Genomic DNA, 24,333 nt, shown 5'->3' on the forward strand with positions numbered 1-24,333 from the left:
ATCTTGAAGCTGTCTCCTCAGCGATATAGGATCGCGTCCATGTCGACGGACCTCCGAGAGCTGGACGTGATCGCGGCCGAACCGGCCGTCGCGGAAAGCGATCCGCCGGTTCCGGTGGCCGCGCTCACGGGGGCGACCAGCGCCGAGATCCAGCGCCTGCTGCTCGACTTCGCGGTGCGGCGCGCCCGCGAGGGGGTGCGGGTGGTCGGCGTGATCGAGGAGGCGACCTGCAGCGACGGCGTGTGCGGCAGCCTGGTTCTGCGCGACCTCGCCGGGACGCGGCGGATCCCGATCAGCCAGAACCTGGGCCGCGAGTCGACCGCATGCAATCTCGATTCGAGCGGTCTCGCCGAAGCGTGTGGCCTCGTCCAGGCCGCCATCGCGGCCGGGGCGGACCTCGTGATCCTGTCCAAGTTCGGCAAGGTCGAGGCCGACCGGCACGGCCTCGTCGAGGCGTTCCAGGACGCCATCGCGGCCGAGCTGCCGGTCGTCACCTCGGTGGCGCCGCCGCTGGCCGCGGCGTGGGCGGCCTTCGCGGGGCCGCTGTCGGCCCCGGTCGCGGCCGATGCGGCCGCGCTCGAGGCCTGGTGGACCGCGCAGGTCCGGGCTCGCGCCGGCGTCTAGCGTCCGGCGCGAGGCTGCTGCCGGCGCTCAGCCCGCGGCGTCCTCGAGGCCGAGCAGTCCACCGACCATCGGCCAGACCTCGTGGCCGCCACGCCAGATCATCTCCAGCGAGACGTAGAGGATCACGGCGAGGCCCACATAGGCGATCCAGCGGTGCCGCTGCAGCAGCGAGGCGATGTAGTTCGCCGCGATGCCCATCAGGGCGATCGACAGGCCGAGGCCGAACACCAGCACCCACGGATGCTCTCGCGCGGCGCCGGCCACCGCTAGCACGTTGTCGAGCGACATCGAGACGTCGGCCACGACGATCTGCCAGGCCGCCTGGGCGAAGGTCTTCTGCCGCGAGACCGCCGTGAGGGTGCCGTCGGAATTGATCCGCACGTCGTCGATGCGGCCGCTGGCGTCGCTCGACACCACGTGCTGGGCGCGCAGCTCGCGCCACATCTTCCAGCACACCCACAGGAGCAGCAGCCCGCCCGCCAGCAGCAGGCCGACGATCTGCAGGAGCTGCGTGGTGACGGCGGCAAAGCCGATGCGCAGGAGGGTCGCCGCGGCGATGCCGAGCAGGATCGCCCGGGCGCGCTGTTCGCGCGGAAGCCCTGCGGCTGCGAGGCCGATGACGATGGCGTTGTCGCCGGCCAGCACCAGGTCGATCATCACGACCTGGGCCAGCGCGGTGAGCGCGCTGCTCGTCAGGAACTCGGAGGTCAAGGTCTCCCACATGCAGTCGGTCTCCTGCTGCTGCCGCGCCCGTGCGGGGCGCCCGGTTTCGAGCGGGAGGAGACCGGCGCCATGGCAACGCGCCGACGCCACGGAGAGCGAGACTCACCGCGGCGTGTGCACACGCCGAAGGACGAAACCGACAGCACCGGGCCACTCCCAACGACTTCCAGTCCGACATCGCAGCAGGACGCTGCCAGAGGGGCCCGGACCGGCCGGAACGCGACCCGCACGCGGATCGCGGCCGAACACTTGAAAACGCGACTACGGCGCCATCGCCACCAGGGTGTGACCGAACGCCGTCGCCACGTGCTCGGCCTCGCTCAGCATCGCGGCCGAGAAGCCGAGGAGCGCCAGCACGCCGGCGACATCCCAGCTCGAAACGTCACCGCCACGCGCTTCGTTCCGCAGCGTCGCGACGAGTGCGAACAGCGCGGCACCGGCGAGCGCCGCGAGGCTGAGCGCCGGCAGCGCCATCGCGCTCGGCACCAGACGGGCGGCGAGGACGATCAGCAGCACGCCGGCGAGCGCATAGACCCCGAACATGCGGGGGCCGGTGCGTTCGCGGCGGAACGGTGCGTGGTCGAGAGACGGGTGGAGAAGCGACATCTGGCTCTCCCTCGAGGGAACGCGGCGCTGGCGCCGTTCCGACCCGGAACCGCGCCGCCGTTCTCCTAGAGTTAGGCAGAGCACCGGCAGGCGAAAATCCGCATCGGCCGGGGTGTAGATCTACGGGGAGGTCGTCGGGAAGGCGGTCGCTCGAACCAGTCCTTGCGGGCCGATGCGCAGCATCGGACCCCGACTCCAGCCCCGACCGCCGGCTCTGCCGCGGCAACTCCGGATCCGCGCCACGCGGCGCGCCGGTGCGGAAGGCCTGGTCTTCGCGCGACAGCTCACGGCGCCAGCCGCCCGAGGCGGATCGCCTGGCGGACCAGCACGGCGACGCTCTCGGCCTCCATCTTGTCCATGATCTCGGCCCGGTAGCTCTCGACCGTGCGGCTGCTGATGGCGAGCTTCGCCGCGATGGCGTGGCTGGTATAGCCCTCGACGACCAGATCGAAGATCTCGATCTGGCGCGGCGTGAGCCGGTTGAAGCGGACGACCAGCGACTCCTTGGCCCGCTGCGCCGCGAACTCCTCGAAGGTGCGGGCGAGGGCCCGGTTGATGGCGGCGACGAGCGCGGTGTCGTCGATCGGCTTCTCGATGAAGTCGTCGGCACCGGCCTTGATGGCGGCGACCGCCATGGCGACGTCGGCGTGACCGGAGATCAGCACGACGGGAAGCCGGATGCTGCGGCGGGCGAGCTCGCGCACCAGGGCGATGCCGTCGGTGCCCGGCATCCGCACGTCGGCGACGACGACGCCGATGCGGCCGGCCTCGAGCCGGGCCAGGAACTCGTCGGCGGACGCGAAGGTCTCGACCGCGAAGCCGAAGACGCTGAGCATCTCGCCGAGCGAGTGGCGGACCGACTCCTGGTCGTCGACGACGAAGATGGTGGCGGTGCGGGTCATGGCGCGGAGCGGGTCATGGCGACGAGGCGAATCCTTCGATCGGCAGGGTGACACGGAACTCGGTCGTGCCGGGGGCGCGCGAGGCGAGCGCGATACGGCCGCCATGCTGCTCGACGATCGAGGCGCAGATCGCGAGCCCGAGCCCGAGGCCGTCCTCCTTCGAGGTGGTGAGCGGCTCGAACAGGACGTCGGCGAGCTCGTCGGGCACGCCCGGGCCGTTGTCGACGACGGCGATCTCGACCCCGGGCGGGTCGTGGCGCCACGCCGCCGTGATGCGGACCTGCCCGGGCGGGAGGCCGGCGGCATCCCGCCGGGCCGCCGAGATCGCCTCGACGGCGTTGCGCACGAGATTGAGCAGCACCTGCTGGAGCTGGACGCGGTCGCCCGTGACGGGCGGGAGGCCGGCCGGCACCTCGGCGACCAGCCGCACCGCATGGGCCCGCGCATCGGCCCGGGCGATGGCGACCACGTCGTCGACCAGCCCGTCGATCGCGATGGGCTCGCGCACCGGCGCGCCGCGGCGCAGGAAGTCGCGCATCCGGCGGATGACGGCGCCGGCATGGTCGATCTGGGCGACGGCATTGCCGAGATTGGCCTCGGCGCGGGCGAGGTCGCCGCCCGGGGTCTGCAGGATGTGCTGGGCGGCACGGGCGAGCGCGCGCGCCGCCGTCATCGGCTGGTTGATCTCGTGGGCGAGCGCGGATGCCATGCCGCTGACCAGATGGAAACGCCCGGCCTGCGCCGCCTCGGCCTCCTTGTCCTTGGCGCGGGCCTCGGCGGCGCGGGCGAGCCGCTCGGCGGAGCGGCGCTCGCTCACCACCACGCCGACCACGAGGCCGGTCGCGGTGAGCACCAGCATCAGGGCCTGATACTCGGTGAAGACGCGGATGTCGTGGCCGTGCAGATGCAGCAGCGCGACCAGCCCGAGCTGCACGCCGGCGAGCGACAGGCAGGCGCCGTCGAGCCCGTGCCGCACCGCGGCCGTGACCACCGGCAGCGCGAGGAGATGGAAATACTTGAATCCTTCGGGGCCCGGGCTCGCGGTGACCAGCCACAGGCAGGCCCCGATCGCCGCGGCGCAGGCCGCCGCCTCGGCGGCCAGCGCCGGACCGAAGCGCAGGCCGCCGCTGCGCCACGCAGCGGCGAGGCGCAGCACCAGCGGCGTGATCACGGCGATGCCGATCACGTCGCCGACCAGGAGCGGCACCGTGGCGGCGAGCACGTCGCGGGTGCCGAGATCCCCGAAGGCGATCAGGAGCGCGGTGAGCAGCAGCGCCACCAGGCAGGCGCCGGCGAAGCCCGCGGCGAGCAGCAGCAGGACGTCGCGCAGATGGCCGAGCGCGACGTCGAGCCGGAAGGCGCGCAGCGCCACGGTCCCGGCCGCCGCGTAGCAGGCGGTCTCGATCGCCGCCACGGCCAGCACGAGCGGCCAGGACAGCGCCGTGTCGACGACCAGCACCTCGGCCAGCACGATGCCGGCGAACAGCACCGCGGCGGCGAGCGGACCGTCGACGGCGATGAGGGCGAACACGACTCCGAGGCCGGGATTCCACGGCGTCGCCGGCAGGCCCTTCACCTCGTGGATGAAGCCGAGCCATTCGAGCGCCACGTAGACGGCGAGCGCGGCGAGCCCGGCCGGCACGGTGCGCAACGCTGCGATCACGGCGCGCGACGATCCGCTCGGCGGGTCGGTCGGTCCGGGATCGCGCGGGACGTCCATGCGGCAGCGGTCAGGGCGAGGGCGTGGTCGGGCCGGCAGGGTCGGGAAGGAGGCCGAGCTCGCGCAGGATGCCCTCGGCCTCGCCGATCGCATGATTGCCCGCCGGGACGCCGCAATACAACGTCGACTGCAGGATGATCTCCTTGATCTCCTCGACCGTGAGCCCGCCGGCGAGCCCGGCCCGCACGTGCAGCTTGAACTCCTCCCAGCGGCCGAGCGCGATCATGGTGGCCAGCACCATGCAGCGGCGGGTCTTCTGGTCGAGCCCCGGCCGGGTCCAGATCTCGCCCCACACGATGCGGGTGATCATCTCCTGGAACTCGGTGTTGAAGGCGTTGCGCCTGGCGATCGAGCGGTCGACCCAGGCGTCGCCCAGCACGGCCCGGCGGGCGGCCATGCCCTGCTCGTAGCGGTCGTCGGCGGTCATGCGGGGGTCCTCCTGCGGATCGTCCCGCGACGGCCGGGCTCGTCCCCGCCGTCCACGATCCTGTTTCGAGGAGGCCTACAAGACGTGGATGCCCGCGACAAGCGCGGGCATGACGACGCGGGAGGAGGTGCAGCTCCCCGCACCTACTCCGCCGCGACGCGCCCCGCCGCCACGCCGCGCGCCTTCACCACCACCTTGATGGCGCCGTCGAGCTTGTCCTTGGCGTAGTGCAGCGCGGTCGGCAGGTCGTCGAGGGCGAAGGTGTGGGTGTGCAGCGGGCGGGCGTCGAACTTCCCGTCGCGCATCAGGGCGCAGGCGCGGTGAACGGCGCGCTTGCCCTCGCCCCGGATGCCGAACAGGGCGATGTTGTCGCGCACCAGCCGGCCGACGTCGACCTGGGTGCTCTCGGCCGGGAACGCGGCGAGGCAGACCCGGCTGCCGCGGCTCGCCATGGCGATCGCCTGGCCGATGGCGACCGGTGCGCCCGAGCACTCCACCACGTAGTCGGCGCCGAGTTCGCCGACGATCGCCTTGACGGCCGCGACCGCGTCGGTGTCGCGCACGTCGATCACGTGGTCGGCGCCGAGTCCCTTCGCGATCGCCAGCCGCTGCGGCGACAGGCCCGTCACCACGACGGGCGAGGCGCCGAGCGCCTTGCCGACCGCGGCGACGAACAGGCCGATCGGCCCCTCGCCGATGACCACCAGGCTCTCGCCGGCGATCAGCCCGCCGATCTCGGTCAGCGCATACATGGCGGTGCCGGCCGTGACGACGAGCGTGCCGAGCTCGTCGGAGATGTCGTCCGAGAGCCTCGCCATCGTGTTCACGTGATTGACCTGGAACTCGCAGAAGCCGCCGTCGGTGGTGAAGCCGTTGGCGCGGTGGCCCTTGGCCCGGTTGCCGTAGTTGAGGCACGAGGTATAGAGGCCGGCCCGGCAGCGCCGGCACTGGCCGCAGCCGGCATGGATCTCCACCGCCACGCGCTCGCCGATCGCGAATTCGTCGACGGCGGGGCCGAGCGCCACCACGGTCCCCATGTACTCGTGGCCGGGGGTCCAGTTCTTGTTGAAGGGCGGGCCGCCGTCGACGATCGCCGGCCAGCCGTACCAGATGTTGTCGATGTCGCTCGGGCAGATGGCGACGGCGTCGATGCGCAGCAGCACCTCGGCGCGGCCCGGCACCGGCACCGGCTTCTCGGTGAGCCGCACCTCGCCCGGCCCGTCCAGCACCCAGGCCTTCATGCGCTCCGGAATCGGAAAGGCCGCGCTCGTGGTCACGCCGTCCGGTGTCATCTCGGCTCTCCTGAACCCGCGTTGCACCGGCTGAAAAGCTAGCCGAAACAGCCGCCCGGGACGATCCGCGATCGGGCCCGGGCAGGCCTGCGGGAGAGGCGGAGCGGCACCGGGGCGCCGCCGCCCGGCACGTTGCGTGATGCGCCTCACAGAGCATGGCCGGGCGCCGCCCTATCCGGGAGGCCGGCGGGCCCTGCGGCCCGCCCCTGGAGTCCGCAGATGCCGCATGCCCCGGATCAGACCACACCGACGCGCCGCTTCACCATGCTGTACAAGACCGCCGCCGCCCTCACCCAGGAGCGCGAGATCGTCGGGACGCTGGAGGAGGCGCTCGCCGCCGCCTGCGCCATGCTGCGCGACGGCCGTGCCCGCCACGTCAACCTGATCGAGGTCGGCCGCATCGACGGCGTGGTGCCGCACAGCCGCATCGTGCGCTGGTGCGCCGGCCGCGAGACGGCGCCGTGAAGCGCGGCGGCCCCGCGCGTCCCCTCCCCGCCACGGGTTTTCCGGCCGGGCGGCGCATGGCATCCTGCCGCCATGCTGCCCGCAACCGCTCCGATTCTCCCGATCGACGGCCGCCAGTCCCCCGTGGCGCTCTCGGTCTCCCGCGGCACCCAGCGGCTCCTGCACGCCATGGGCTTCGCCTGCGTCTGCGAACTGCCGCTCGCTTCCGGCCGCCGGGCCGACCTGGTGGCGCTCGGCGGCGAGGGCACGGTGTGGATCGTCGAGATCAAGTCCTCGGTCGAGGACTTCCGGGCCGACCACAAATGGCCGGACTACCGGCTGCACTGCGACCGGCTGTTCTTCGCCACCGCGCCGCACGTACCGGCCGCGATCTTCCCCGAGGAGGCCGGCCTGATCGTCGCCGACGGCTTCGGGGCGGAGCTCCTGCGCGACGCGCCGGAGCACCGGCTTCATGCCGCGACCCGCAAGAGCATGACGCTCGCCTTCGCCCGCGCCGCCGCCCTGCGCCTTCAGGCGCTCGCCGATCCGCACGGCCGGTTCGTCGAAGGCTGACCGCCCTCCGCGCCCCGACCGGAATCCGATCCGGCGGCGACTCGCGCCGGAGGCCGCGTCGCGCACGCGGACTCGTCCGTTTCATGGTATCTTTCTACTAGGAGGCGCCACCAGGCGAGCCGGCATGGACATGCGCACGAACCCCGACCACCCTGTGCTCACCAGCGATCACCCGTCCGCCCCGGCTCCCGCCCCCGTCGGGGTCGAGGCCCAGGTGGCGTTCACGGGGCTGCGCGGCGACTTCTTCGGCCTCGTGCTGGCGGGCGGGCTCATGCAGCTCGTCACGATCGGCTTCTACCGGTTCTGGCTGGTGACCGACATCCGCCGGCACCTGTGGCGGCACACCCGGATCGGCGCCGACGCGCTCGAATACACCGGCACGGCGCGCGAGCTCCTGATCGGCTTCCTGGTGGCGCTCGCCATGCTGGCGCCCGTCTACGTCCTGTACTTCCTGGGCGGCCTGATCGCCGAGGAGGTCGAGACCTTCGCCAGCGTGCCGCTGGTGCTGGTGCTCTACGTGTTCGGCCATTACGCCGCCTACCGGGCGCGGCGCTACCGGATGACCCGCACCTCGCTGCGCGGCCTGCGCTTCTGGATGACCGGCTCGGCCTTCGCCTATGCGGGGCGCGCCGCCTGGTGGGATCTGCTCACCGTGCTCACCCTCGGACTCGCCTATCCGTGGCGGGCCGCGGCGCTCGAGCGCTACCGCATGCGGAACACCCGCTACGGCGACCTCGAAGCCCGCTTCGTCGGCACCGGCGGGCGGCTCTTTCTGCGCGGCGGCTGGATGTGGGGCATCGGGCTGCTGGGGCTCGCCGCCATCGCGGCCGGCCTCGCCGTCGCCCACCGGTCCGGCCTGTTCGAGGGCGAGGGCATGGAAACGGTGATCGGCGCCTTTGTCCTGGCCGGAGCGCTGCTGGTCTTTCTCCTGATCCCGCTGTGGCCGATCTTCCGCGCGACCGAGCTGCGCTGGCGGCTGGAGGGCGTGCGCTTCGGCCCGGTGTCGCTGCGCTCGACGCTGCGGCGCCGCACCGTCTTCGGCTGCTACGCCGCCGCGTTCGGCGTCTCGACGCTGGTCGGCTCCGCCGGCGGCGTGCTGTTCGGCACCGCCGCCTACGTCATGAAGGACCGGTTCGACCGGCTCGCCGAGGGCGACGTGACCGGCCAGCTCGCGGCCTTCGCGGTGATCGCCGTGATCTATCTCCTGGTGCTGTTCGGCTTCGGCGTGGTGAAGCGCGTGTTCGTCGATCGTGGCGTCTGGGCGGCGGTCGCCGCCAGCACCACGGTCGTCGGCGTCGAGGCGCTCGATCACGTCAAGGCGGCCGGGGCGGCGGCGAGCTCCCTCGGCGAAGGCCTCGCCGACGCGCTCGACGTCGGCGCCGTGTGACCGCCATGAGCGAGCCGCGTCCGACCGGCGGCCCCGCCGTCTACTGGGACGGCGAGACCGCGCGCCGGCGCGGCGTCGATCTGCAGCTCGATGCCGCGACGCTGGTGATCCTGGAGGATGGCGCCGCAGTCGCGCGCTGGCCCTTCGCCGATCTGCGGCGCCGCGACGGCGGCCCCGACGCCACCCGGATCGGCAGCGTGTCGGCCCCGGACCTCGCCCGGATCGAGGTCGCCGACCCGGCGCTGGCCGCCGCGATCGTCGGGAAGGCGCTCCACTTCGACGCGGCCGCCGCCGGAGTGCGGCGGTTCCGCACCAAGGTGGTGGTCGGCTCGCTCGCCGTCGCCGTGTCGCTGGTCCTCACCACCCTGTTCCTGGTGCCGCTGGTGGCCGAGCGGCTGGTGCCGTTCATCCCGGCGACCTGGGAGGAGCGGCTCGGCGGCGTCGCCGACAAGCAGGTCAAGGCGCTGTTCGGCGGAGAGGTCTGCGAGGCGCCGGCCGGCAAGGCGGCGCTCGACCGGCTGGCGCAGCAGCTCGTCGGTGCGGCCGCGGTCGACCAGCCGGTGCGCATCGCGGTGCTGCGCACCGACACCAAGAACGCCGTCGCGCTGCCGGGCGGCCGCATCTACCTGCTCGACGGCCTGCTGCAGGCGGCGCGCAGCCCCGACGAGATCGCCGGCGTGCTGGCCCACGAGATCGGCCACGTGACGGGCCGCGACGGCCTGAAGAGCCTGATCCAGGCCGGCGGCACCTCGTGGCTGCTCGGCCTGCTGTTCGGCGACGTGACGGGATCGTCCGCCGTGGTGTTCGCGGCGCGCCTGATGGTGGACGGCTCGCATTCGCGCGAGGCGGAGCGCGCCGCCGACCGCGAATCGGCCCGGATCATGACCGCGCTCGGCCGCCCCGCCGCCCCGATGGCGGCGTTCCTGCTGCGGGTCACCGGCGAGAACGCCGGCAAGGGAGTCAGCCTGCTGCTCAGCCACCCGCTCAGCGAGGAGCGCCTGCAATCGCTGAAGGCGCTCGACCGCGGCACGAGCGGCCCGCCGCTGCTCGACGACGACCAGTGGAAGGCGCTGCGGGGAATTTGCCGGGGATGAGGAGTACCCGCTCGGGCCTCGTCATGGCCGGGCCCGTTGTTCGGACCGACGAAGCTCGCCGATCGGCACCGAAAACGTGCATGGCCGGGACGAGCCCGGCCATGGCGAATTCAGGTCCTCTCGCCTTCCCCTACTTCGGCGCGCGCTTGGCCAGGATCCGCTGCAGGGTACGGCGGTGCATGTTGAGGCGGCGGGCCGTCTCGGAGACGTTGCGGCCGCACAGCTCGTAGACGCGCTGGATGTGCTCCCAGCGCACCCGGTCGGCCGACATCGGATTTTCCGGCGGCTCGGGCTTCTTGCCGTCGCCGGCCAGGAGGGCGGCCGCGACCTCGTCGGCGTCGGCCGGCTTCGACATGTAGTCGAAGGCGCCGAGCTTCACGGCCGTCACCGCGGTGGCGATGTTGCCGTAGCCGGTGAGCACGATTCCACGGGCGTCGGGCCGGCGCTTCTTCAGGGCCGAGATGACGTCGAGGCCGTTGCCGTCGCCGAGCCGCATGTCGACCACGGCGAAGGCCGGCGGCTGGCGCTCGACCTGCTGCAGCCCGTCCGCCACCGTCTCGGCGGTCGTCACCGTGAAGCCGCGCGACTCCATGGCGCGCGCCAGCCGCTGCAGGAACGACTTGTCGTCCTCCACGATGAGCAACGAACGCTCGCCCGCGGGGGCAGACCCCGACAGCGCAGACGAAGACGTGGCTTCCACCATGGCGTCGATCCTTGTCCTGCTCGTCCTTACCTGGTCCACATGGGTCCCGGTCCGGCCGAAGGCCGGCCGTCACGTGCCTTACGACGAAGCTGCCCGGTCCGACGCGAAATTGCGCCGGACCAGATGTCGCACCTCGCCGATCCGCCGTGCCCCTGCAGGTAGGATCGGACCGGCCGCGACTCAAGCCCGCGGCGCCTCCTCCTCGGGCACGCCGGCGTCGCTGCCGGCCGAGCCCCACAGGGTCTCGGCCGGATGCTCGAACTCCTCCCGGCTCCAGTGGATGCGGACGATCGCGCCGCGCTGCGGGAACCTGCGGTTCTGCAGGGTGAGGCGGCCGCCGGAGCGCTCCAGCAGGGTCTTGGCGATGAAGAAGCCGAGCCCGAGGCCGGGCGAGTCCTCGCCCTTGCGGCGGCCGCGACGACTGGTCACGTAGGGCTTGCCCAGCCGGTCCATGATCTCGGGCGGGAAGCCCGGCCCGTCGTCGGAGATCATGATCCACACCGAGTCGGCGTTCCACGACACCGCCACCTCGACCCGCTCGCGGGCGAAGTCGGCGGCGTTCTCGACCAGGTTGCCGAGCCCGTAGAGGATCGCCGGGTTGCGCACCCCGATCGGCTCCGGCCCGCCCTCGGACGGCATCACCACGTCGATCGCCGCCTCGCCGGTGCGGTGCGGCGCGACCACGTCCTCGACCAGGGCCGAGATCGGCATCCGCACGAACATCTCGCCCGGCTCGGGGAACTCGGACAGCTTGCCGAGGATCTCGCGGCAGCGCTCGGCCTGCTGGCGCAGCAGCCGGATGTCGTCGAGGATCGGCGAGGCGGGATCGAGCTCGCGCTCCAGCTCCTTCGACACCAGCAGGATGGTGGCCAGCGGCGTGCCGAGCTCGTGGGCGGCGGCGGCGGCGAGCCCGTCGAGCTGGGAGAGGTGCTGCTCGCGGGCGAGCACCAGCTCGGTGGCGGCCAGCGCCTGGGTCAGCTTGCGCGACTCCTCGGTGATCTGGCCGGCATAGATGCTGATGTAGCCGATGGCGAGCGCGATCGCGAGCCACACCCCGAACACGTAGATCCAGGGCAGCTCGAAGGTCCCCTCGCCCGGCCACGGCAGCGGGAAGTACACGAACATCAGGAGCGTCGCCGACGAGATCGCCAGCATCCCCAACATCAAGGTGAGGCGCGCCGTCAGAATGCTGGCGGAGATCAGCACGGGGCCGATGAACAGGAGCGCGAACGGGTTCTGCAGCCCGCCGGTGAGGAACAACAGGATCGCGAGCTCGGCGATGTCGATGCCGAGCAGCAGCGCGACGCCGTCGGATTCGAGCCGCGCGTCGCCATGGAAGCGCCACAGGAGATAGACGTTGAGCGAGCCGTAGAGCGTGACCACCGCGAGGGCGATCCAGAACAGCGCCTCGCTGACCAGGCTGTCGTGGACGATCAGCACGGCGGCGAGCTGGCCGAACACGGCGATCCAGCGCAGCCGGACCAGCGTGTCGAGACGGACCGGCCGGGCGGGCTCGTCGTCCTGGGACGGGACGGTGGATTGCAGCGTCATGGCGGGAGTGTAGCGGGTCGCCTCTTAACGAACCGCCGCGACGCGGCGCCGCGGGGCACGGCCGGCCGCTGGCCGGGCGTCCGCCCCACGACGGTGGGACGGAGGGCGCCGTTCAGCTCCGCCGGCCCTGCGCCTCCTGGGTCTTCAGCCACTCCGACAGGGTCTCGGTCGACTTGCCGGCCTTGCTGCGCGCCGGCGCCTTGGCGGAACCGGAGCCGGACTTGGCGACGGATCGCGAGGCGGAGCCGGACTTGGGCTTGGCCCCGCTCCTCCCGGTGGCGGCCGGCGGCTCGGCGCCGTCACGGGCGAGCCGCAGGGCGCGCAGCCGCTCGGTCTTCTCGCGCAGCGCCTGGGCCTCCCGCTCGTAGGCGGGCACCCCCTTGCCGCCGTCCGGGCGGTCCTTGGGACGGTCGTTCATGACTTCTTCTCCGGCTTATTGAAACGGGCTACGGCTCCAGCGCCTTGCGCAGCGCCGCATTGATTCGGTCCTGCCAGCCCGGCCCGCTCTCGCGGAACCGCTCGAGGACATCCTGATCGATCCGCAACGTCACCTGCTCGCGCACCGGCGGCAGGCCCTGGGCCGGCGTCTTGGGGGCGACCGGGGCGGGGCCGGCCACCGGCTTGGTGGTCACCGCCTTGAACGCCTTCTCGGCCGCCGCCCGTGCGTCCTGGCCCCCGCGCCGCGTGTCGTATGGGCGGCGTATCCTGTCGCCGGTCATCGGCTTCCCCTCGTGCTCTCGTGCAGCGTCCTGGCGCGGCGTCGTGATGTGGCTGTGATCGATCGGCATGTCCAGCGCCCGGCCGTCCGCATGCCGGCCGCTCGCGCGGCGCAGGCGGCGCGGGGCCCGACGCAGCCACGCGCATCCTGACACATTGCGGCGTCCGGCTGTAGCGGGTCGTGTGCAGATGTGGGCAACGCCCGCCACGCCGCGCGCCGCAACGGCATCCGCCCGGCGGGAGCGCGGGCGGACGCCGTCGCCGAATCGTCGCGGCCGGAGCCGGCCTCAAGCCGTGTGGCCGTCGCCCGGCGTGGTCGGGGTCTTCTTGGCGCGCTGCGGCGTCATCGGCGCCGGGGCCAGGTCGGGATGGCCGCGTGGTCCGCCGAGCTGCGCCTGCGCGTAGTCGTCGCCCGTCGGCCGCTCGGCGCCCGGATCGGTGCGGGCCGGAAGGTCCGGACGCGGAACCGCCGCGTCCGGCTCCGACTCGGGTGCAGCGCTTCGGCGGGGCGTGTCGGCCATGCGGATCTCCAGGGTTTTCGGGGTTAACCCCGCCCGCCGCGCGAGGTTCGACCGCGGCCGCCGGGCGGCCCTGCGACCCGCGCCCTTGCACCTCCCGCATATCCCCATACATTCGCCGGGCCCATGACAGCAGCAGCACGCATCAGTCCCGCCATCGAGGCCGACCGGCTCGTCAAGATCTACAAGGGCGGGACGGCGGTCGACGGCGTCTCGTTCGCGCTGCCGGCCGGCTCGGTGACGGGCCTGCTCGGCGGCAACGGCGCCGGCAAGACGACCACGATCGCCATGATCATGGGCCTCGTGATGCCGACCTCCGGCACCGTGCGGGTGCTGGGTGCCGAGATGCCGCGGCAGCGCTACCGCGTGCTGGAGCGGATGAACTTCGAGAGCCCCTATGTCGAGATGCCGCTGCGCCTGACGGTGCGGCAGAACCTCACCGTGTTCGGCAAGCTCTACGGCGTCGACGGGATCGACGCGCAAGTCGCCCGGCTCGCCGGGGAGCTCGACCTCGTCGCCCTGCTCGACCGGCCGACCGGCAAGCTCTCGGCCGGGCAGAAGACCCGGGTGGCCCTGGCGAAGGCGCTCATCAACAGCCCCGAGGTCCTGCTGCTCGACGAGCCGACCGCCTCGCTCGACCCCGACACGGCCGACTGGATCCGCGAGCGGCTGGAGCGGTACCGGGCGGAGCGCGGCGCCACCATCCTGCTCGCCTCGCACAACATGGCCGAGGTCGAGCGGCTGTGCGACCGGGTGATCATCATGAAGCGCGGCCGGATCGAGGACGACGGCACGCCGGCGGCGCTGCTGGCCCGCTACGGCCGCTCCAACCTCGAGGAGGTCTTCCTCGACGTCGCCCGCGGCCGCGGCGAGGCGGCCGAGGCGGATGCGGAGCGGGAGGCGGCGCAATGAGCCTCCGCACCGGAGAAGGCAGCACCGGCGAATGGGAGATCTCGGGCCGGCGCATCGCCGCGCTGGTCGAGCGCTACTGGTACCTGCTGCGCTCGTCGTGGCCGCGGCTCCTCGACCTCGTCTACTGGCCGGCCGTGCAGATGCTGATGTGGGGCTTCCTGCAGACCTACGTGTCGCAGACCGACGGGGCGCTGGCCCGCGCCGGCGGCACCTTCATCGGCGCCGTGCTGCTGTGGGACATCCTGTTCCGCGGCCAGCTCGGCTTCTCGATCTCGTTCCTCGAGGAGATGTGGTCGCGCAACCTCGCCAACCTGATGATGAGCCCGCTGCGGCCGATCGAGTTCGTGATCGCGCTGATGATCATGAGCATCGTGCGGCTGTCGATAGGTCTCGTCCCGGTGACGCTGCTCGCCATCGCGTTCTTCGGCTTCAACCTGTGGGGGCTCGGGCTGGCGCTGGCGGCCTTCTTCGTCAACCTGATGCTGACGGCCTGGGCGGTCGGCATCTTCGTGTCCGGCATCCTGCTGCGCAACGGGCTCGGCGCCGAGAACCTCGCCTGGACCATCATGTTCCTGATGCTGCCGCTGGCCTGCGTGTACTACCCGGTCGCGGTGCTGCCGCCCTGGCTGCAGACCATCGCCTGGATGCTGCCGCCGACCTACGTGTTCGAGGGCATGCGGGCCCTGATGATCGACCACGTGTTCCGGGCCGACCTGATGGCGTGGGCGCTCGGCCTCAACCTGGTGCTCTTCGCCGGCGGCACGATCGGCTTCCTGGCGCTCCTGAAGAGCGCCCGCCGCCAGGGCTCGCTGCTGCAGACCGGCGAATGACGATTCAGCCCTAGCGGGAGCGCGTCTCCAATATCGCGCACAATGATACGCGATAAAATCCGACGCGAAATTTTTTGTCTTTTTCGCTCCTGAAAACGGAATTTGACGTTGCGCAATGCTGCGCCGCACGGCAGCATTGATCAAACATAAAATCCTACGTCGGAAAGCGAGCTGCCAGACTCCTGGCGAGCCGAAGGAGCCGCATCATGACAATCCGGGACGTCGAACATACGCCGCCCCCGTCGCTGGAAGGCGTCGGCATGGGCCTGTCCTCGCCGCTGTACTGGTTCTACGAGATGACGCATGTGGCGCTCAATCCGTCGCGCGCCCTCGCGCACGCCACCCACGCCTTCTTCAAGAGCCCGAGCAATCCGGTCTCGAGCACCACGTTCGGCAAGTCGATCTCGGCCGCCTGCGAGCTGTTCGAGCGGGCCACCCGCCGCTACAGCCAGCCCGAATGGGACATCGAGAACACCGTCGTCGACGGCCGGCTCGCGCCCGTCTCGGTGGAGAGCGTGTGGGAGCGTCCGTTCTGCCGGCTCCTGCATTTCGACCGGCAGGTCGCGATCACCCACAAGCCGGATCCGCGCGTCCTGGTGATCGCGCCGCTGTCCGGCCACTACGCGACGCTGCTGCGCGGCACCGTCGAGGCGCTGCTGCCCGACCACGACGTCTACATCACCGACTGGATCGACGCCCGCATGGTGCCGATCAGCGAGGGCCGCTTCGACCTCGACGACTACATCGACTACATCATCGGCATGCTGCGCCTGCTCGGCAGCGACACCCACGTGCTCGCGGTGTGCCAGCCCGGCGTGCCGGCGCTGTGCGCCATCTCGGTGATGGAGGCGAACGAGGAGGCACACGTTCCCGAGTCGCTGATGCTGATGGGCAGCCCGATCGACACCCGCATCAGCCCGACCCAGGTGAACCAGGTGGCGATGAAGCGCGGGCTCGACTGGTTCCGGCGCAACGTCATCACCAAGGTGCCGTTCCCGAATCCCGGCTTCATGCGCGACGTCTATCCGGGCTTCCTGCAGCTCAACGGCTTCATGTCGATGAATCTCGACCGCCACCTCGAGGCGCACAGCAAGCTGTTCCAGCACCTCGTCGAGGGCGACGGCGACTCGGCCACGGCGCACCGCAAGTTCTACGACGAGTACCTGGCCGTGATGGACCTCACCGCCGAGTTCTACCTGCAGACCGTCGACACCGTGTTCGTCCGTCACCTGCTGCCGAAGGGCGAGTTCGTCCATCGCGGCATCCGGGTGGATCCCGGCAAGGTCCGGCGCGTCGCGCTGATGACCATCGAGGGCGAGCAGGACGACATCACCGGCCTCGGCCAGACCCAGGCCGCCCAGACCCTGTGCTCGAACATTCCCGACGAGAAGCGGCTCCACTACGTGCAGCCCGGCGTCGGCCATTACGGCGTCTTCAACGGCTCGCGATTCCGCAACGAGATCCTGCCCCGGATGGCCGCCTTCATTCGGGCGAACGACTGACACGGCGCGCCGCGCCCTCCGGCGCGGCGCCCGACGGGGCCGGCGCGACGCCCGCCTAGACACGATCGGCCCGGCTTTGCAACGACTTCGGCGCGCCCCCGAAAGCCTCGCGCAACATCTTCAATCCACACGATAAATCCGCGTGCCCCCAAGTCCCCGCTCCCGCCGATAAAGCGGACCCAGATTCAATTCTTCGCACCCCACATTTCGACGTCGCGGCGTCGCGTCTCACAAGATTTGGCCCCTCCAAAAGGACCGTTCGGAGGGGGCTTCAAGCTGCCCCGAATATGGCACACTCCGGCCCCAGGACGGGGGGCGGAATCGACCGTCATGACTCTGCGCGCCATGCTCTATCGTCGCCCGAGCGAACCGCACGCCATCGAGGTGGTGTTCGAGCGCTCGATCTATCTGGTCCGGCTGCGCCGGCACCGGCAGGCGCGCCGCTACACGCTGCGCATCCAGGCCGCGACCCGCGACGTGGTGCTGACCATGCCGCCGCAGGGCACCGTCAAGGAGGCGCGCGATTTCGCCGAGCGGCACGGCGGCTGGATCGCGGCCCGGATGGGGCGGCTGCCCAAGCCGGCCCCCTTCGCGCCCGGCACCGTTCTGCCGCTGCGCGGCACGCCGCACCGCATCGTCCACCGCCGCGGCGCCCGCGGCACGGTGTGGACCGAGACCGACGAGAGCGGCGAGAAGCTGCTGTGCGTCGCCGGCGAGGCGGCGCATCTGGAGCGGCGGGTCACCGACTTCCTGCGCCGCGAGGCGAAGCGCGACGTCGAGGCCGCGGCCCGCGTCTACGCCGACCGGCTCGGCCTCCGCATCAAGCGGATCACCATCCGGGACCAGACCAGCCGCTGGGGCTCGTGCTCCACCACCGGGGCACTGTCGTTCTCGTGGCGCCTGGTGCTGGCGCCCCGCTACGTGCTGGACTACCTCGCCGCCCACGAGGTGGCGCATCTCGTCGAGATGAACCACTCGTCGCGGTTCTGGCGACTGCTGCTCAAGCTCTGCCCCGACATGCGCCGCGCCAAGGTGTGGCTCGACGTGCACGGCGGCGACCTCCACCGCTACGGCGCCCGCAAGGACGAGCCGCCGGCCCGCCGCCGCCCGGCCGCAATGTGAGTCCGCGGACAGGAGTCTGACCCGTCCTGGCCGGGACGAGTGTCCCGGCCAGGACCTCGTAGGATGCGGCGCACCTCGACACGGCGCGGCCGCATGCGCTACATGCCGGGCCGGCAGGCCCGGCCGGGCCGGTGCCGCGATCGCGCCGCGCGCCCCTCTCGCACCCGGACCCTGCGTACCCCCGATGCTCCGTCCCGACACCTTCGCCCTGACGGCCCTGCTGGCGCTGCTGACCGCGCTCGGCCCGCTCGCCATGGACCTCTATCTGCCGTCGTTCCCGGAGATCGGGCGGACGCTCGCCGCGACGCCGTCGCAGGTGCAGCTCACCATCTCGTTCTACATGCTGGGCTTCGCGGTCGGGCAGCTGTTCTTCGGGCCGATCTCGGACCGCTTCGGCCGCAAGCCGGTGCTGTCCTTCTCGCTGGTGGTGTTCTGTGTCGGCACGCTCGCCTGTGCGCTCGCCCCGACCATCACCACGCTGATCGCCGCCCGCGTGCTACAGGGCGCCGGCGCCGCCGGCGTCATCGTGCTGGCCCGCACCGTGGTGCGCGACCTCTACGAGGGAGCCCGCGCCGCCCGCGAGATGGCCCTGATGGGCGCCATCATGGGCTTCGCCCCGATCCTCGCGCCGATGGTCGGCGGCGTGCTGGAGGAATGGCTCGGCTGGCGGGCCGGCTTCGTGCTGATCCTCGTCGCCGGGATCGCCGCCATGAGCGTGGTCGGCGGCCTGCTGCCCGAGACGGTGCCGCCGTCGCCGAAGCACGCCAAGCTCGTCCGCGGCTCCCTCGAGTCCTTCGGCATCATCCTGAAGAACAAGGCGTTCCTCGCCTATCTCGGGATCGTCACGGCGACCTTTTCGGGCCTGTTCTCCTACATCTCCGGCTCGCCCTTCGTGATGCAGAGCGTCTACGGCCTGTCGCCCACCGGCTTCGGCCTGTTCTACGGCGTGACCTCGCTCGGCTTCATCTCCGGCACGCTGACGGCGGCCCATGTGGTGATGCGGCTCGGCTTCGACCGCACCATCGGGATCGGCGCGACCGGCGTGCTGGTCGGCGGGCTGGGCTCGCTCGCCGCCGTCGGCTTCGCGCCGCACTCGATGGCGGCGCTGGCGGCAGCGCTCGCCGTGTTCCTGTTCGGCTTCGGCATGGCGATGCCGCAGGCGCAGGCCGGCACGCTGCAGCCGTTCCCGGAGCGCGCCGGCGCCGCCTCGTCGCTGGTCGGCGGCGTGCAGCAGACGGTGGGCGCCGCGGTCGGCGCCGTGGTCGGGCTGGCGCTCGGCGCGACCGCCTGGCCGATGGTGATCGCCATCGCGCTGACCGGCGTCGCTACCTTCGCGATCTGGATCACGACGCGGAAGGTGCGGGCCGCCGCGCACCGGCGGCACGGCTGAGCCCGCTCGTCGCGGGGGCCCGGCCGGCGCGGCCTCACCGCCCGAGCAGGCGATCCAGGAACCAGCCGTCGAGCCCGGCGGAGGCGGCCGGGCGCTGCGATCCGCCGGCCGCAGCGACCGGGGCCGGGCGGGGCGCCGGCGCGGGCGAGGCCGTCGCGCCCCAGCCGGGGGCGACGGCGGACGGAGCCGGCACCGGGGCCGGCGCCGGCGCAGGCACCCCGGCCGTGGTGCCCGACAGGCCGACCAGATCGGCGATCGGCACGCCGTCATGGGCGCTGCGCATGAACTTCGCCCAGGTCTCCACCGGCGGGCCGCCGCCCGTCATCTTGCGGGTCGGCGAGTTGTCGTCGTTGCCGAACCACACGCCGGTGACGAGGTGGCCCGTGAACCCGACGAACCAGGCGTCGCGGAAATCCTGGCTGGTGCCGGTCTTGCCGGCGACCGGCCAGCCCGGCAGGCCGCCGGCGGCGCCGCGCGCCGTGCCGACCCGCACGGTCTCGCGCATCATCTGGTTCATCATCGCCACATAGGCCGGCTCGACGACGCGGCCGAGCACCGAGGACGGGCGCGCATAGAGCACCTTGCCCTTCGGCCCGCGTATGCGCTGGACCACGTGCGGCACCGTGGCGAGCCCGCCATTGGCGAAGGGCGTGTAGGCGTTGACCAGCTCCAGCACCGACACCTCCGAGGTGCCGAGCGCGATCGAGGCGTTGGGCTCGAGCCTGGAGGCGATGCCGAGCCGGTAGGCGGTGCGGGTCACGGCCTGCGGCCCGAACTCCATGGTGAGACGCACCGACACGGTGTTGAGCGAATGCGCCAGCGCCTGGGTCAGGGTGACGGGACCGTGATACTCGCGGCCGTAGTTCTCGGGCCGCCAGCCCTTGATGGCGATCGGCTTGTCGTCCCGCACCGTGTCGGGACGCAGGCCGCGCTCGATCGCGGTGAGATAGACGAACGGCTTGAACGCCGAGCCCGGCTGGCGCTTGGCCGCCACGGCACGGTTGAACTGGCTCTCCTGGTAGTTCCGCCCGCCGACCAGCGCCCGCACGCCGCCCTCCGGCGTCATCGCGACGAGCGCCGCCTGGGCGACCCCGAACTTCTCGCCGCGCTGGGTCAGCGTGTCGATCACGGCGCGCTCGGCGAGAATCTGCAGGGCCGGATCGATCGTCGTCTCGACCACGAGATCGTCCTCGACCCGGCCGACGATGTCGTTGACCACGTCCATCACCCAGTCGGCGACGTAGCCGGCCGAGCCGCCGCCCGGCTTCACGACTCGCGGCGGATCCGCCATCGCGGCCTTGATCACGCCGTCCGGCACCATGCCCTCCTCCGCCATGGCGGCGAGGACGAGCTGGGCGCGGCGGCCGGCGCCGTCGTAGTTGCGGGTCGGCGCCAGCTTCGACGGCGACTTCACGAGGCCCGCCAGCAGCGCCGCCTCGCCGACCGACACCTCGCGGGCCGACTTGCCGAAATAGCGCTGCGACGCCGCCTCGACCCCATAGGCGCCGGAGCCGAAATAGACCCGGTTCAGGTAGAGTTCCAGGATCTCGCGTTTGGAGAACTTCTGCTCCAGCCACAGCGCCAGCATCACCTCCTCGAGCTTGCGCATGATGGTGCGCTCCGGCCGCAGGAAGAGGTTCTTGGCGAGCTGCTGGGTGATCGACGAGCCGCCCTGGGCGATGCCGCGTCGCGCGACGTTGGCCCACACGGCGCGACCCAGCCCGAGCAGGTCGATGCCGAAATGCGAGTAGAAGCGGCGGTCCTCGATGGCGATGAAGGCGTTGGGCAGATGCGCCGGCATGTCCCGGAGAGCGAGCGCCGAGCCGCCCATGTCGCCGCGGCTGGCGAGCAGCGTGCCGTCCATCCCGGTGATCTGGACGTTGGGCGGCCGCTTCGGCACCTCGAGCGCGTGGATCGGCGGCAGGTGCATGGCGACGTAGATGAACAGGGCTCCGGCGGCGACGACGCACCACAGGCCGGCGACCGCCGCCCAGTAGACGCCGCGCCCGAACGCCGAGCCCTTGGGGCCGCGGCTCCGGCCGCCGCCCCTGCCCTTGCCGCCCTTGCCGCCCACCCCGCCGTTCGCAGACTTGCCGTTCGAGGAGCTGCCGGTCGCCTTGGCCGCCTTCGCCCCGCCCGGCTTCGCGCCGCCGGTCCTGCCGGCCCCGCCCTTCCCGGTCGCCTGCGACATGGCCGGCCCCTCGTCGATGTCGAATGCCTCGAAGTCCGCGTCCTCGTCGCGCCGTCGCTTGCCCGAGCGCGGAATCCCGACCTGGGCGTCCTCGTCGACCACGATGAGCGGCGCCCGGGATTTTTTCGGCTCGCCTTTCGGCGGCGGCTTCACCTCGGGGGCGCGGCTCCCGGCGCCGTCACGGCCGGCGGCCCGCGCCGTCTTCACCCCGGTGCCGGCTCCGGCGTCTCGCGTGCTCTTCGGCGGCGCCATCCCACTCCCCGGCCGGACCGCGACGGTCCCGTGTCGCCGGCGCCGCCTGATCCTGGCCCGAAAGCCCGGCACGCCGACGCGCCGGCGCCGCCCCCGCGGCCCCGGCCTGTCCCGGCGAAAGCGTAGAGGCGGCAGGGTTACGGGGGGGTTAAGTGAGGGGCGCCCCCCTCGGACCCTCTCGGCCTCGCGGAAACGCGACCGAGCACAACACATCGTCGGCACGCACGTGAAACAGCGCACGCCAGCGGCACATTCCCTAAGATTCATCGATAACGAGGAATTACCTCGAATTTTAGCGGTCGGCCGTTGTCGTGGCGGGACCGGCGGCGGACACTCTCGACGCGTGCGGTCGCGGGCCGGACGGCCGCTGGACACGGCGACCGGGCGGCGTCCGCGGACGTGACCGAACGGTCGACCCCCGAAAGGCCGGCGCCGCTGGGCGACACGGCCGGACGCCGCCGGCCGGGCGGCGATGCCATCGACAGCGGGAGGAACCGACATGAAGCGTATCGCGTACACGATGCTGGTCGCCGGGGCGGCGACCCTGGCGTTTTCTCCCGCCGCCTCGGCGCAGCGCTGGCACGGGCCCGGGATGCATCGGGGCGGCGGCTACGCCGTCCCGGGCCGCGCCTGGGCGCGACCGGCGATGGCCCGCGGCTACGGCTGGCGGGCGGCGGGCTGGCGCGGCACCCGCGTGCGTCCCCATGGCTGGCGCGCCGCCGGGTGGCGGGGCTACGGGCCGCGGGCCTATGGCTGGCGTGGTTACGGCTACCGGCCGTGGGCGCCGGCCGCGATCGGCGCCGGCGTCGCTGCGGCGGCGGTCTACGGCGCCACGGCTCCGGGCGCCTACGCACCCGCTTACGGGCCGGGCTACGGATACGACTCCGGCGCCGGCTATGCGGGTGCGGCCTGGGGCACCGGCTGCGGCGGCGGGTTCGGAACCGGCTGCGGCTGGTCGGGCTACACGATGGTTCCGGCCGGCTACGGCTGCGGCGGCTGCGCCTACACGGTGGTCTATCGCCGCGGCTGCTGCTGACCGGCAGCGCCGACCGCCTCGGCGTCGCCCGATCCTGGATGGCGCGAGCGCCGTCCGGGCCGTGGGCTCATCCGATCCTGCGAAGCCCGACGGCGCTGCCGATCGCCCGGCCGAGGACATGCAGGCCGTCGACCGCCGGTGCCGGCCCGCCCGCGTCGGGCGCGATCCCGGTCGCGTCCGCTTCGGCCGCCACCGTCTGGTCGAGCGTTTCGGCGAAGTCCTGGAGCAGATACGCGGCAATGTCGCGATAGACGGCAGTGCCGCGCACATAACGGGTGATCGGCCCGGCGAGGGTGAGATCGGTCGTGACCACGACCCGGCTGCCGGCAGCCGTCGGCTCCAGGCGGAAATCGACCACCGCCATCACGGTGCCGCGCCGCCCCTCGTCCAGCCCTTCGCATTCGACCCGCGCCGTACGGGCGACGTCGTCGAGCGCCACAATCCTGGCCCGCCCGTCGAAACGCAGACGGACCGGCCCGACCCTGACCGAGAACCGGCCGAGAAACTCGCCCGTGTCCGTGACGTCGGTCAGCTCGGCGCCGGGCAGGCAGGGCGCGATGCGGGGGATGTCGATGAGCCGGCGCCACGCCACGTCGGGCGGAAGCGAGACGTCGAACGAATTCTCGAACTGCATGATCGATCGGCCCCGGACGGACGGCGCCGCTGCCGCGCCGATCCGGCGCGGCAGCGGCCACCGTCTCCTACCCGACCGGCCGGTCGGCGTCGATGCGCCCAAGGGCGCGGCAGGGCGAGACGTGCGGGCCCTGCCGCCGGCGCGTCGAGGCAGGCCCGCCGCAGGGGCGGGCCCGCCGTTCGCTCACTTCAGCTGGATGTTGGCGGCCTTGATCACCGGGCCCCACTTCTCGGCCTCGGCCTTCATGTAGGCTTCGAACTCCTTCGGCGTGGAGCCGACCGCGACCGAGCCGGTCTTCTTCAGATAGGCGACGACGGTCGGGTCCTTCAGCGCGTCGGCGACGTCCTTCTGGAGCTTCGCCACCAGCGCCGGGTCCATGCCCTTCGGCCCGAGCAGGCCCCACCAGACGGCGGTGTCGAAGCCGGCGACGCCGGCCTCGGCGACGGTCGGCACGTCCGGCAGGGCCGGCGAGCGCACGGCGGTCGTCACCGCGAGCGCCCGCACGGTGCCGCCCTCGAGCTGCCCGACCACCTCGGCCATCGGATTGAAGCTCATCGGGATCTCGCCGGCGATCACCGACATCAGCGCGGGCGCGCCGCCCTTGTAGGGGATCGAGACGATCTTCACCTTGGCCATGTGGTTGAGCAGCTCGCCGGCGAGATGCGCCGAGGTGCCGATGCCCGACATCCCGTAGGACAGGCTCTCGGGCTTGGCCCGCGCCTGGTCGAGCAGCTCCTTCAGGCTCTTCACCGGGCTGTTCTTCGCCACGTTGATGGTGAGCGGCGAGTAGGCGACCTCGGTGATCGGGGTGAAGTCGGCGAAGGTGTCGTAGGGCAGCTTCGGATAGAAGAACTGGTTGAGCGGGTGGCCGCTGGCGACGAGCAGCAGCGTGTAGCCGTCGGGCGGCGACTGGATCAGCGCCTGCGAGGCGATGATGCCGCCGGCGCCGGGGCGGTTGTCGACCACGATCTGCTGGCCCCAGGTCTTCGACACCGCCTGGCCGACCGTCCGGGCCAGCACGTCGACGGCGCCGCCGGCCGCATAGGGCACCAGGATGTGGACGGGCTTGGTCGGGAACGACTGGGCCGTCGCCACGGCCGGAGCGGCGAGAACGAGCGGCAGCGCGAGCGTCGCGAGCGCGAGGCGTCTCGACAGAATCATCGGCGATCTCCCTCGGGTGCGC

At 72.1% G+C, this 24,333-nt stretch carries 25 protein-coding genes; 11 read left to right on the forward strand and 14 right to left on the reverse strand.

The annotated features are described in order from the left end of the window. Positions 1 to 39: 39 nt before the first annotated feature. Positions 40 to 624 carry a DUF2478 domain-containing protein gene (locus tag J2S22_RS09045; protein ID WP_272776908.1) on the forward strand — a complete coding sequence of 195 codons (585 nt, stop codon included), beginning with the start codon at positions 40 to 42 and terminating at the stop codon, positions 622 to 624. 27 nt (positions 625 to 651) lie between these two features. Here the strand turns inward: J2S22_RS09045 and J2S22_RS09050 are convergent, their stop codons facing one another. The 6 genes from J2S22_RS09050 to J2S22_RS09075 all read right to left on the reverse strand — a co-directional run bounded on the left by J2S22_RS09050 (position 652) and on the right by J2S22_RS09075 (position 6,294). Further along, the gene (locus tag J2S22_RS09050; protein WP_272776909.1) at positions 652 to 1,347 is read right to left on the reverse strand and encodes a TerC family protein; all 696 of its coding nucleotides are present in this window, start codon (positions 1,345 to 1,347) and stop codon (positions 652 to 654) included. A gap of 261 nt (positions 1,348 to 1,608) precedes the next feature. Next, complete coding sequence (locus J2S22_RS09055) at positions 1,609 to 1,953, reverse strand: hypothetical protein (RefSeq protein WP_272776910.1); 345 nt, start codon at positions 1,951 to 1,953, stop codon at positions 1,609 to 1,611. A 284-nt stretch (positions 1,954 to 2,237) separates the two neighbouring features. Then, a complete protein-coding gene (locus J2S22_RS09060; RefSeq protein ID WP_272776911.1) occupies positions 2,238 to 2,855 on the reverse strand; it encodes a response regulator transcription factor in 618 nt (205 codons plus the stop codon). Between the two features lie 13 nt (positions 2,856 to 2,868). After that, the gene (locus J2S22_RS09065; protein WP_272776912.1) at positions 2,869 to 4,575 is read right to left on the reverse strand and encodes an ATP-binding protein; all 1,707 of its coding nucleotides are present in this window, start codon (positions 4,573 to 4,575) and stop codon (positions 2,869 to 2,871) included. A gap of 10 nt (positions 4,576 to 4,585) precedes the next feature. Further along, a complete protein-coding gene (locus tag J2S22_RS09070; RefSeq protein WP_272776913.1) occupies positions 4,586 to 5,002 on the reverse strand; it encodes a carboxymuconolactone decarboxylase family protein in 417 nt (138 codons plus the stop codon). 143 nt (positions 5,003 to 5,145) lie between these two features. Beyond that, positions 5,146 to 6,294, reverse strand: a complete 1,149-nt coding sequence (locus J2S22_RS09075; RefSeq protein WP_272776914.1) for a zinc-dependent alcohol dehydrogenase — start codon at positions 6,292 to 6,294, stop codon at positions 5,146 to 5,148. Positions 6,295 to 6,513: 219 nt separating this feature from the next. Between J2S22_RS09075 and J2S22_RS09080 the strand changes: the two genes are divergently transcribed. The 4 genes from J2S22_RS09080 (at position 6,514) to J2S22_RS09095 (ending at position 9,792) form a co-directional block, all read left to right on the forward strand. Next, entirely contained in the window at positions 6,514 to 6,759 is a 246-nt protein-coding gene (locus tag J2S22_RS09080; protein ID WP_272776915.1) for a hypothetical protein, read from the forward strand. Between the two features lie 72 nt (positions 6,760 to 6,831). Continuing rightward, positions 6,832 to 7,311 (forward strand): MmcB family DNA repair protein, encoded by a 480-nt coding sequence (locus J2S22_RS09085; RefSeq protein WP_272776916.1) that lies wholly within the window; start codon positions 6,832 to 6,834, stop codon positions 7,309 to 7,311. Between the two features lie 124 nt (positions 7,312 to 7,435). Beyond that, entirely contained in the window at positions 7,436 to 8,698 is a 1,263-nt protein-coding gene (locus J2S22_RS09090; RefSeq protein ID WP_272776917.1) for a DUF898 family protein, read from the forward strand. A 5-nt stretch (positions 8,699 to 8,703) separates the two neighbouring features. After that, the gene (locus J2S22_RS09095; RefSeq protein WP_272776918.1) at positions 8,704 to 9,792 is read left to right on the forward strand and encodes a M48 family metallopeptidase; all 1,089 of its coding nucleotides are present in this window, start codon (positions 8,704 to 8,706) and stop codon (positions 9,790 to 9,792) included. Between the two features lie 130 nt (positions 9,793 to 9,922). Here J2S22_RS09095 and J2S22_RS09100 read toward each other — a convergent pair whose 3' ends face one another. From J2S22_RS09100 to J2S22_RS09120, 5 genes are all read right to left on the reverse strand, one after another. Further along, positions 9,923 to 10,495: an ActR/PrrA/RegA family redox response regulator transcription factor gene (locus tag J2S22_RS09100; protein ID WP_272776919.1), complete on the reverse strand. Its 573-nt coding sequence runs from the start codon at positions 10,493 to 10,495 to the stop codon at positions 9,923 to 9,925. 180 nt (positions 10,496 to 10,675) lie between these two features. Beyond that, the gene (locus J2S22_RS09105; RefSeq protein ID WP_272776920.1) at positions 10,676 to 12,046 is read right to left on the reverse strand and encodes an ActS/PrrB/RegB family redox-sensitive histidine kinase; all 1,371 of its coding nucleotides are present in this window, start codon (positions 12,044 to 12,046) and stop codon (positions 10,676 to 10,678) included. Between the two features lie 112 nt (positions 12,047 to 12,158). Continuing rightward, positions 12,159 to 12,464: a hypothetical protein gene (locus J2S22_RS09110; RefSeq protein ID WP_272776921.1), complete on the reverse strand. Its 306-nt coding sequence runs from the start codon at positions 12,462 to 12,464 to the stop codon at positions 12,159 to 12,161. A gap of 28 nt (positions 12,465 to 12,492) precedes the next feature. After that, entirely contained in the window at positions 12,493 to 12,765 is a 273-nt protein-coding gene (locus J2S22_RS09115; RefSeq protein WP_272776929.1) for a BrnA antitoxin family protein, read from the reverse strand. 285 nt (positions 12,766 to 13,050) lie between these two features. After that, the gene (locus tag J2S22_RS09120) at positions 13,051 to 13,284 is read right to left on the reverse strand and encodes a hypothetical protein (RefSeq protein WP_272776922.1); all 234 of its coding nucleotides are present in this window, start codon (positions 13,282 to 13,284) and stop codon (positions 13,051 to 13,053) included. A gap of 123 nt (positions 13,285 to 13,407) precedes the next feature. Here J2S22_RS09120 and J2S22_RS09125 point away from each other — a divergent pair, with 123 nt between their 5' ends. The 5 genes from J2S22_RS09125 (at position 13,408) to J2S22_RS09145 (ending at position 19,037) form a co-directional block, all read left to right on the forward strand. Next, a complete protein-coding gene (locus J2S22_RS09125) occupies positions 13,408 to 14,193 on the forward strand; it encodes an ABC transporter ATP-binding protein (protein ID WP_272776923.1) in 786 nt (261 codons plus the stop codon). Next, positions 14,190 to 15,023: an ABC transporter permease gene (locus tag J2S22_RS09130; RefSeq protein ID WP_272776924.1), complete on the forward strand. Its 834-nt coding sequence runs from the start codon at positions 14,190 to 14,192 to the stop codon at positions 15,021 to 15,023. The genes J2S22_RS09125 and J2S22_RS09130 overlap by 4 nt, the downstream gene beginning before the upstream one ends. Before the next feature lie 206 nt (positions 15,024 to 15,229). Then, entirely contained in the window at positions 15,230 to 16,525 is a 1,296-nt protein-coding gene (locus J2S22_RS09135; RefSeq protein WP_272776925.1) for a polyhydroxyalkanoate depolymerase, read from the forward strand. 330 nt (positions 16,526 to 16,855) lie between these two features. Then, positions 16,856 to 17,647 carry a M48 family metallopeptidase gene (locus tag J2S22_RS09140; protein ID WP_272779872.1) on the forward strand — a complete coding sequence of 264 codons (792 nt, stop codon included), beginning with the start codon at positions 16,856 to 16,858 and terminating at the stop codon, positions 17,645 to 17,647. 184 nt (positions 17,648 to 17,831) lie between these two features. Beyond that, positions 17,832 to 19,037, forward strand: a complete 1,206-nt coding sequence (locus J2S22_RS09145) for a multidrug effflux MFS transporter (protein ID WP_272779873.1) — start codon at positions 17,832 to 17,834, stop codon at positions 19,035 to 19,037. Positions 19,038 to 19,071: 34 nt separating this feature from the next. Here J2S22_RS09145 and J2S22_RS09150 read toward each other — a convergent pair whose 3' ends face one another. Next, positions 19,072 to 21,228: a transglycosylase domain-containing protein gene (locus J2S22_RS09150; protein WP_272779898.1), complete on the reverse strand. Its 2,157-nt coding sequence runs from the start codon at positions 21,226 to 21,228 to the stop codon at positions 19,072 to 19,074. A gap of 751 nt (positions 21,229 to 21,979) precedes the next feature. On the opposite strand from J2S22_RS09150, the gene J2S22_RS09155 reads away from it, so the two are divergent. After that, the gene (locus J2S22_RS09155) at positions 21,980 to 22,516 is read left to right on the forward strand and encodes a hypothetical protein (RefSeq protein WP_272779874.1); all 537 of its coding nucleotides are present in this window, start codon (positions 21,980 to 21,982) and stop codon (positions 22,514 to 22,516) included. A gap of 67 nt (positions 22,517 to 22,583) precedes the next feature. Here J2S22_RS09155 and J2S22_RS09160 read toward each other — a convergent pair whose 3' ends face one another. Together J2S22_RS09160 and J2S22_RS09165 are read right to left on the reverse strand one after the other, a co-directional pair. After that, positions 22,584 to 23,150 (reverse strand): SRPBCC family protein, encoded by a 567-nt coding sequence (locus J2S22_RS09160; protein WP_272779875.1) that lies wholly within the window; start codon positions 23,148 to 23,150, stop codon positions 22,584 to 22,586. Positions 23,151 to 23,333: 183 nt separating this feature from the next. Beyond that, a complete protein-coding gene (locus J2S22_RS09165; RefSeq protein WP_272779876.1) occupies positions 23,334 to 24,311 on the reverse strand; it encodes a Bug family tripartite tricarboxylate transporter substrate binding protein in 978 nt (325 codons plus the stop codon). Positions 24,312 to 24,333: the final 22 nt, after the last annotated feature.

This window comes from Rhodoplanes tepidamans (assembly GCF_030813915.1).
In the GTDB taxonomy this organism is placed as follows: Bacteria; Pseudomonadota; Alphaproteobacteria; order Rhizobiales; family Xanthobacteraceae; genus Rhodoplanes; species Rhodoplanes tepidamans.

What these genes read in the sequence shown, in the direction of transcription:
- J2S22_RS09050 (WP_272776909.1), bottom strand. Translation starts at nt 1,347, where the DNA reads ATGTGGGAGACCTTGACCTCCGAGTTCCTGACGAGCAGCGCGCTCACC.
- J2S22_RS09095 (WP_272776918.1), top strand. Translation starts at nt 8,704, where the DNA reads ATGAGCGAGCCGCGTCCGACCGGCGGCCCCGCCGTCTACTGGGACGGC.
- J2S22_RS09125 (WP_272776923.1), top strand. Translation starts at nt 13,408, where the DNA reads ATGACAGCAGCAGCACGCATCAGTCCCGCCATCGAGGCCGACCGGCTC.
- J2S22_RS09085 (WP_272776916.1), top strand. Translation starts at nt 6,832, where the DNA reads ATGCTGCCCGCAACCGCTCCGATTCTCCCGATCGACGGCCGCCAGTCC.
- J2S22_RS09130 (WP_272776924.1), top strand. Translation starts at nt 14,190, where the DNA reads ATGAGCCTCCGCACCGGAGAAGGCAGCACCGGCGAATGGGAGATCTCG.
- J2S22_RS09110 (WP_272776921.1), bottom strand. Translation starts at nt 12,464, where the DNA reads ATGAACGACCGTCCCAAGGACCGCCCGGACGGCGGCAAGGGGGTGCCC.
- J2S22_RS09150 (WP_272779898.1), bottom strand. Translation starts at nt 21,228, where the DNA reads ATGTCGCAGGCGACCGGGAAGGGCGGGGCCGGCAGGACCGGCGGCGCG.
- J2S22_RS09070 (WP_272776913.1), bottom strand. Translation starts at nt 5,002, where the DNA reads ATGACCGCCGACGACCGCTACGAGCAGGGCATGGCCGCCCGCCGGGCC.
- J2S22_RS09120 (WP_272776922.1), bottom strand. Translation starts at nt 13,284, where the DNA reads ATGGCCGACACGCCCCGCCGAAGCGCTGCACCCGAGTCGGAGCCGGAC.
- J2S22_RS09140 (WP_272779872.1), top strand. Translation starts at nt 16,856, where the DNA reads ATGACTCTGCGCGCCATGCTCTATCGTCGCCCGAGCGAACCGCACGCC.
- J2S22_RS09065 (WP_272776912.1), bottom strand. Translation starts at nt 4,575, where the DNA reads ATGGACGTCCCGCGCGATCCCGGACCGACCGACCCGCCGAGCGGATCG.
- J2S22_RS09145 (WP_272779873.1), top strand. Translation starts at nt 17,832, where the DNA reads ATGCTCCGTCCCGACACCTTCGCCCTGACGGCCCTGCTGGCGCTGCTG.
- J2S22_RS09160 (WP_272779875.1), bottom strand. Translation starts at nt 23,150, where the DNA reads ATGCAGTTCGAGAATTCGTTCGACGTCTCGCTTCCGCCCGACGTGGCG.
- J2S22_RS09165 (WP_272779876.1), bottom strand. Translation starts at nt 24,311, where the DNA reads ATGATTCTGTCGAGACGCCTCGCGCTCGCGACGCTCGCGCTGCCGCTC.
- J2S22_RS09100 (WP_272776919.1), bottom strand. Translation starts at nt 10,495, where the DNA reads ATGGTGGAAGCCACGTCTTCGTCTGCGCTGTCGGGGTCTGCCCCCGCG.
- J2S22_RS09075 (WP_272776914.1), bottom strand. Translation starts at nt 6,294, where the DNA reads ATGACACCGGACGGCGTGACCACGAGCGCGGCCTTTCCGATTCCGGAG.
- J2S22_RS09155 (WP_272779874.1), top strand. Translation starts at nt 21,980, where the DNA reads ATGAAGCGTATCGCGTACACGATGCTGGTCGCCGGGGCGGCGACCCTG.
- J2S22_RS09045 (WP_272776908.1), top strand. Translation starts at nt 40, where the DNA reads ATGTCGACGGACCTCCGAGAGCTGGACGTGATCGCGGCCGAACCGGCC.
- J2S22_RS09080 (WP_272776915.1), top strand. Translation starts at nt 6,514, where the DNA reads ATGCCGCATGCCCCGGATCAGACCACACCGACGCGCCGCTTCACCATG.
- J2S22_RS09105 (WP_272776920.1), bottom strand. Translation starts at nt 12,046, where the DNA reads ATGACGCTGCAATCCACCGTCCCGTCCCAGGACGACGAGCCCGCCCGG.
- J2S22_RS09055 (WP_272776910.1), bottom strand. Translation starts at nt 1,953, where the DNA reads ATGTCGCTTCTCCACCCGTCTCTCGACCACGCACCGTTCCGCCGCGAA.
- J2S22_RS09135 (WP_272776925.1), top strand. Translation starts at nt 15,230, where the DNA reads ATGACAATCCGGGACGTCGAACATACGCCGCCCCCGTCGCTGGAAGGC.
- J2S22_RS09090 (WP_272776917.1), top strand. Translation starts at nt 7,436, where the DNA reads ATGGACATGCGCACGAACCCCGACCACCCTGTGCTCACCAGCGATCAC.
- J2S22_RS09060 (WP_272776911.1), bottom strand. Translation starts at nt 2,855, where the DNA reads ATGACCCGCACCGCCACCATCTTCGTCGTCGACGACCAGGAGTCGGTC.
- J2S22_RS09115 (WP_272776929.1), bottom strand. Translation starts at nt 12,765, where the DNA reads ATGACCGGCGACAGGATACGCCGCCCATACGACACGCGGCGCGGGGGC.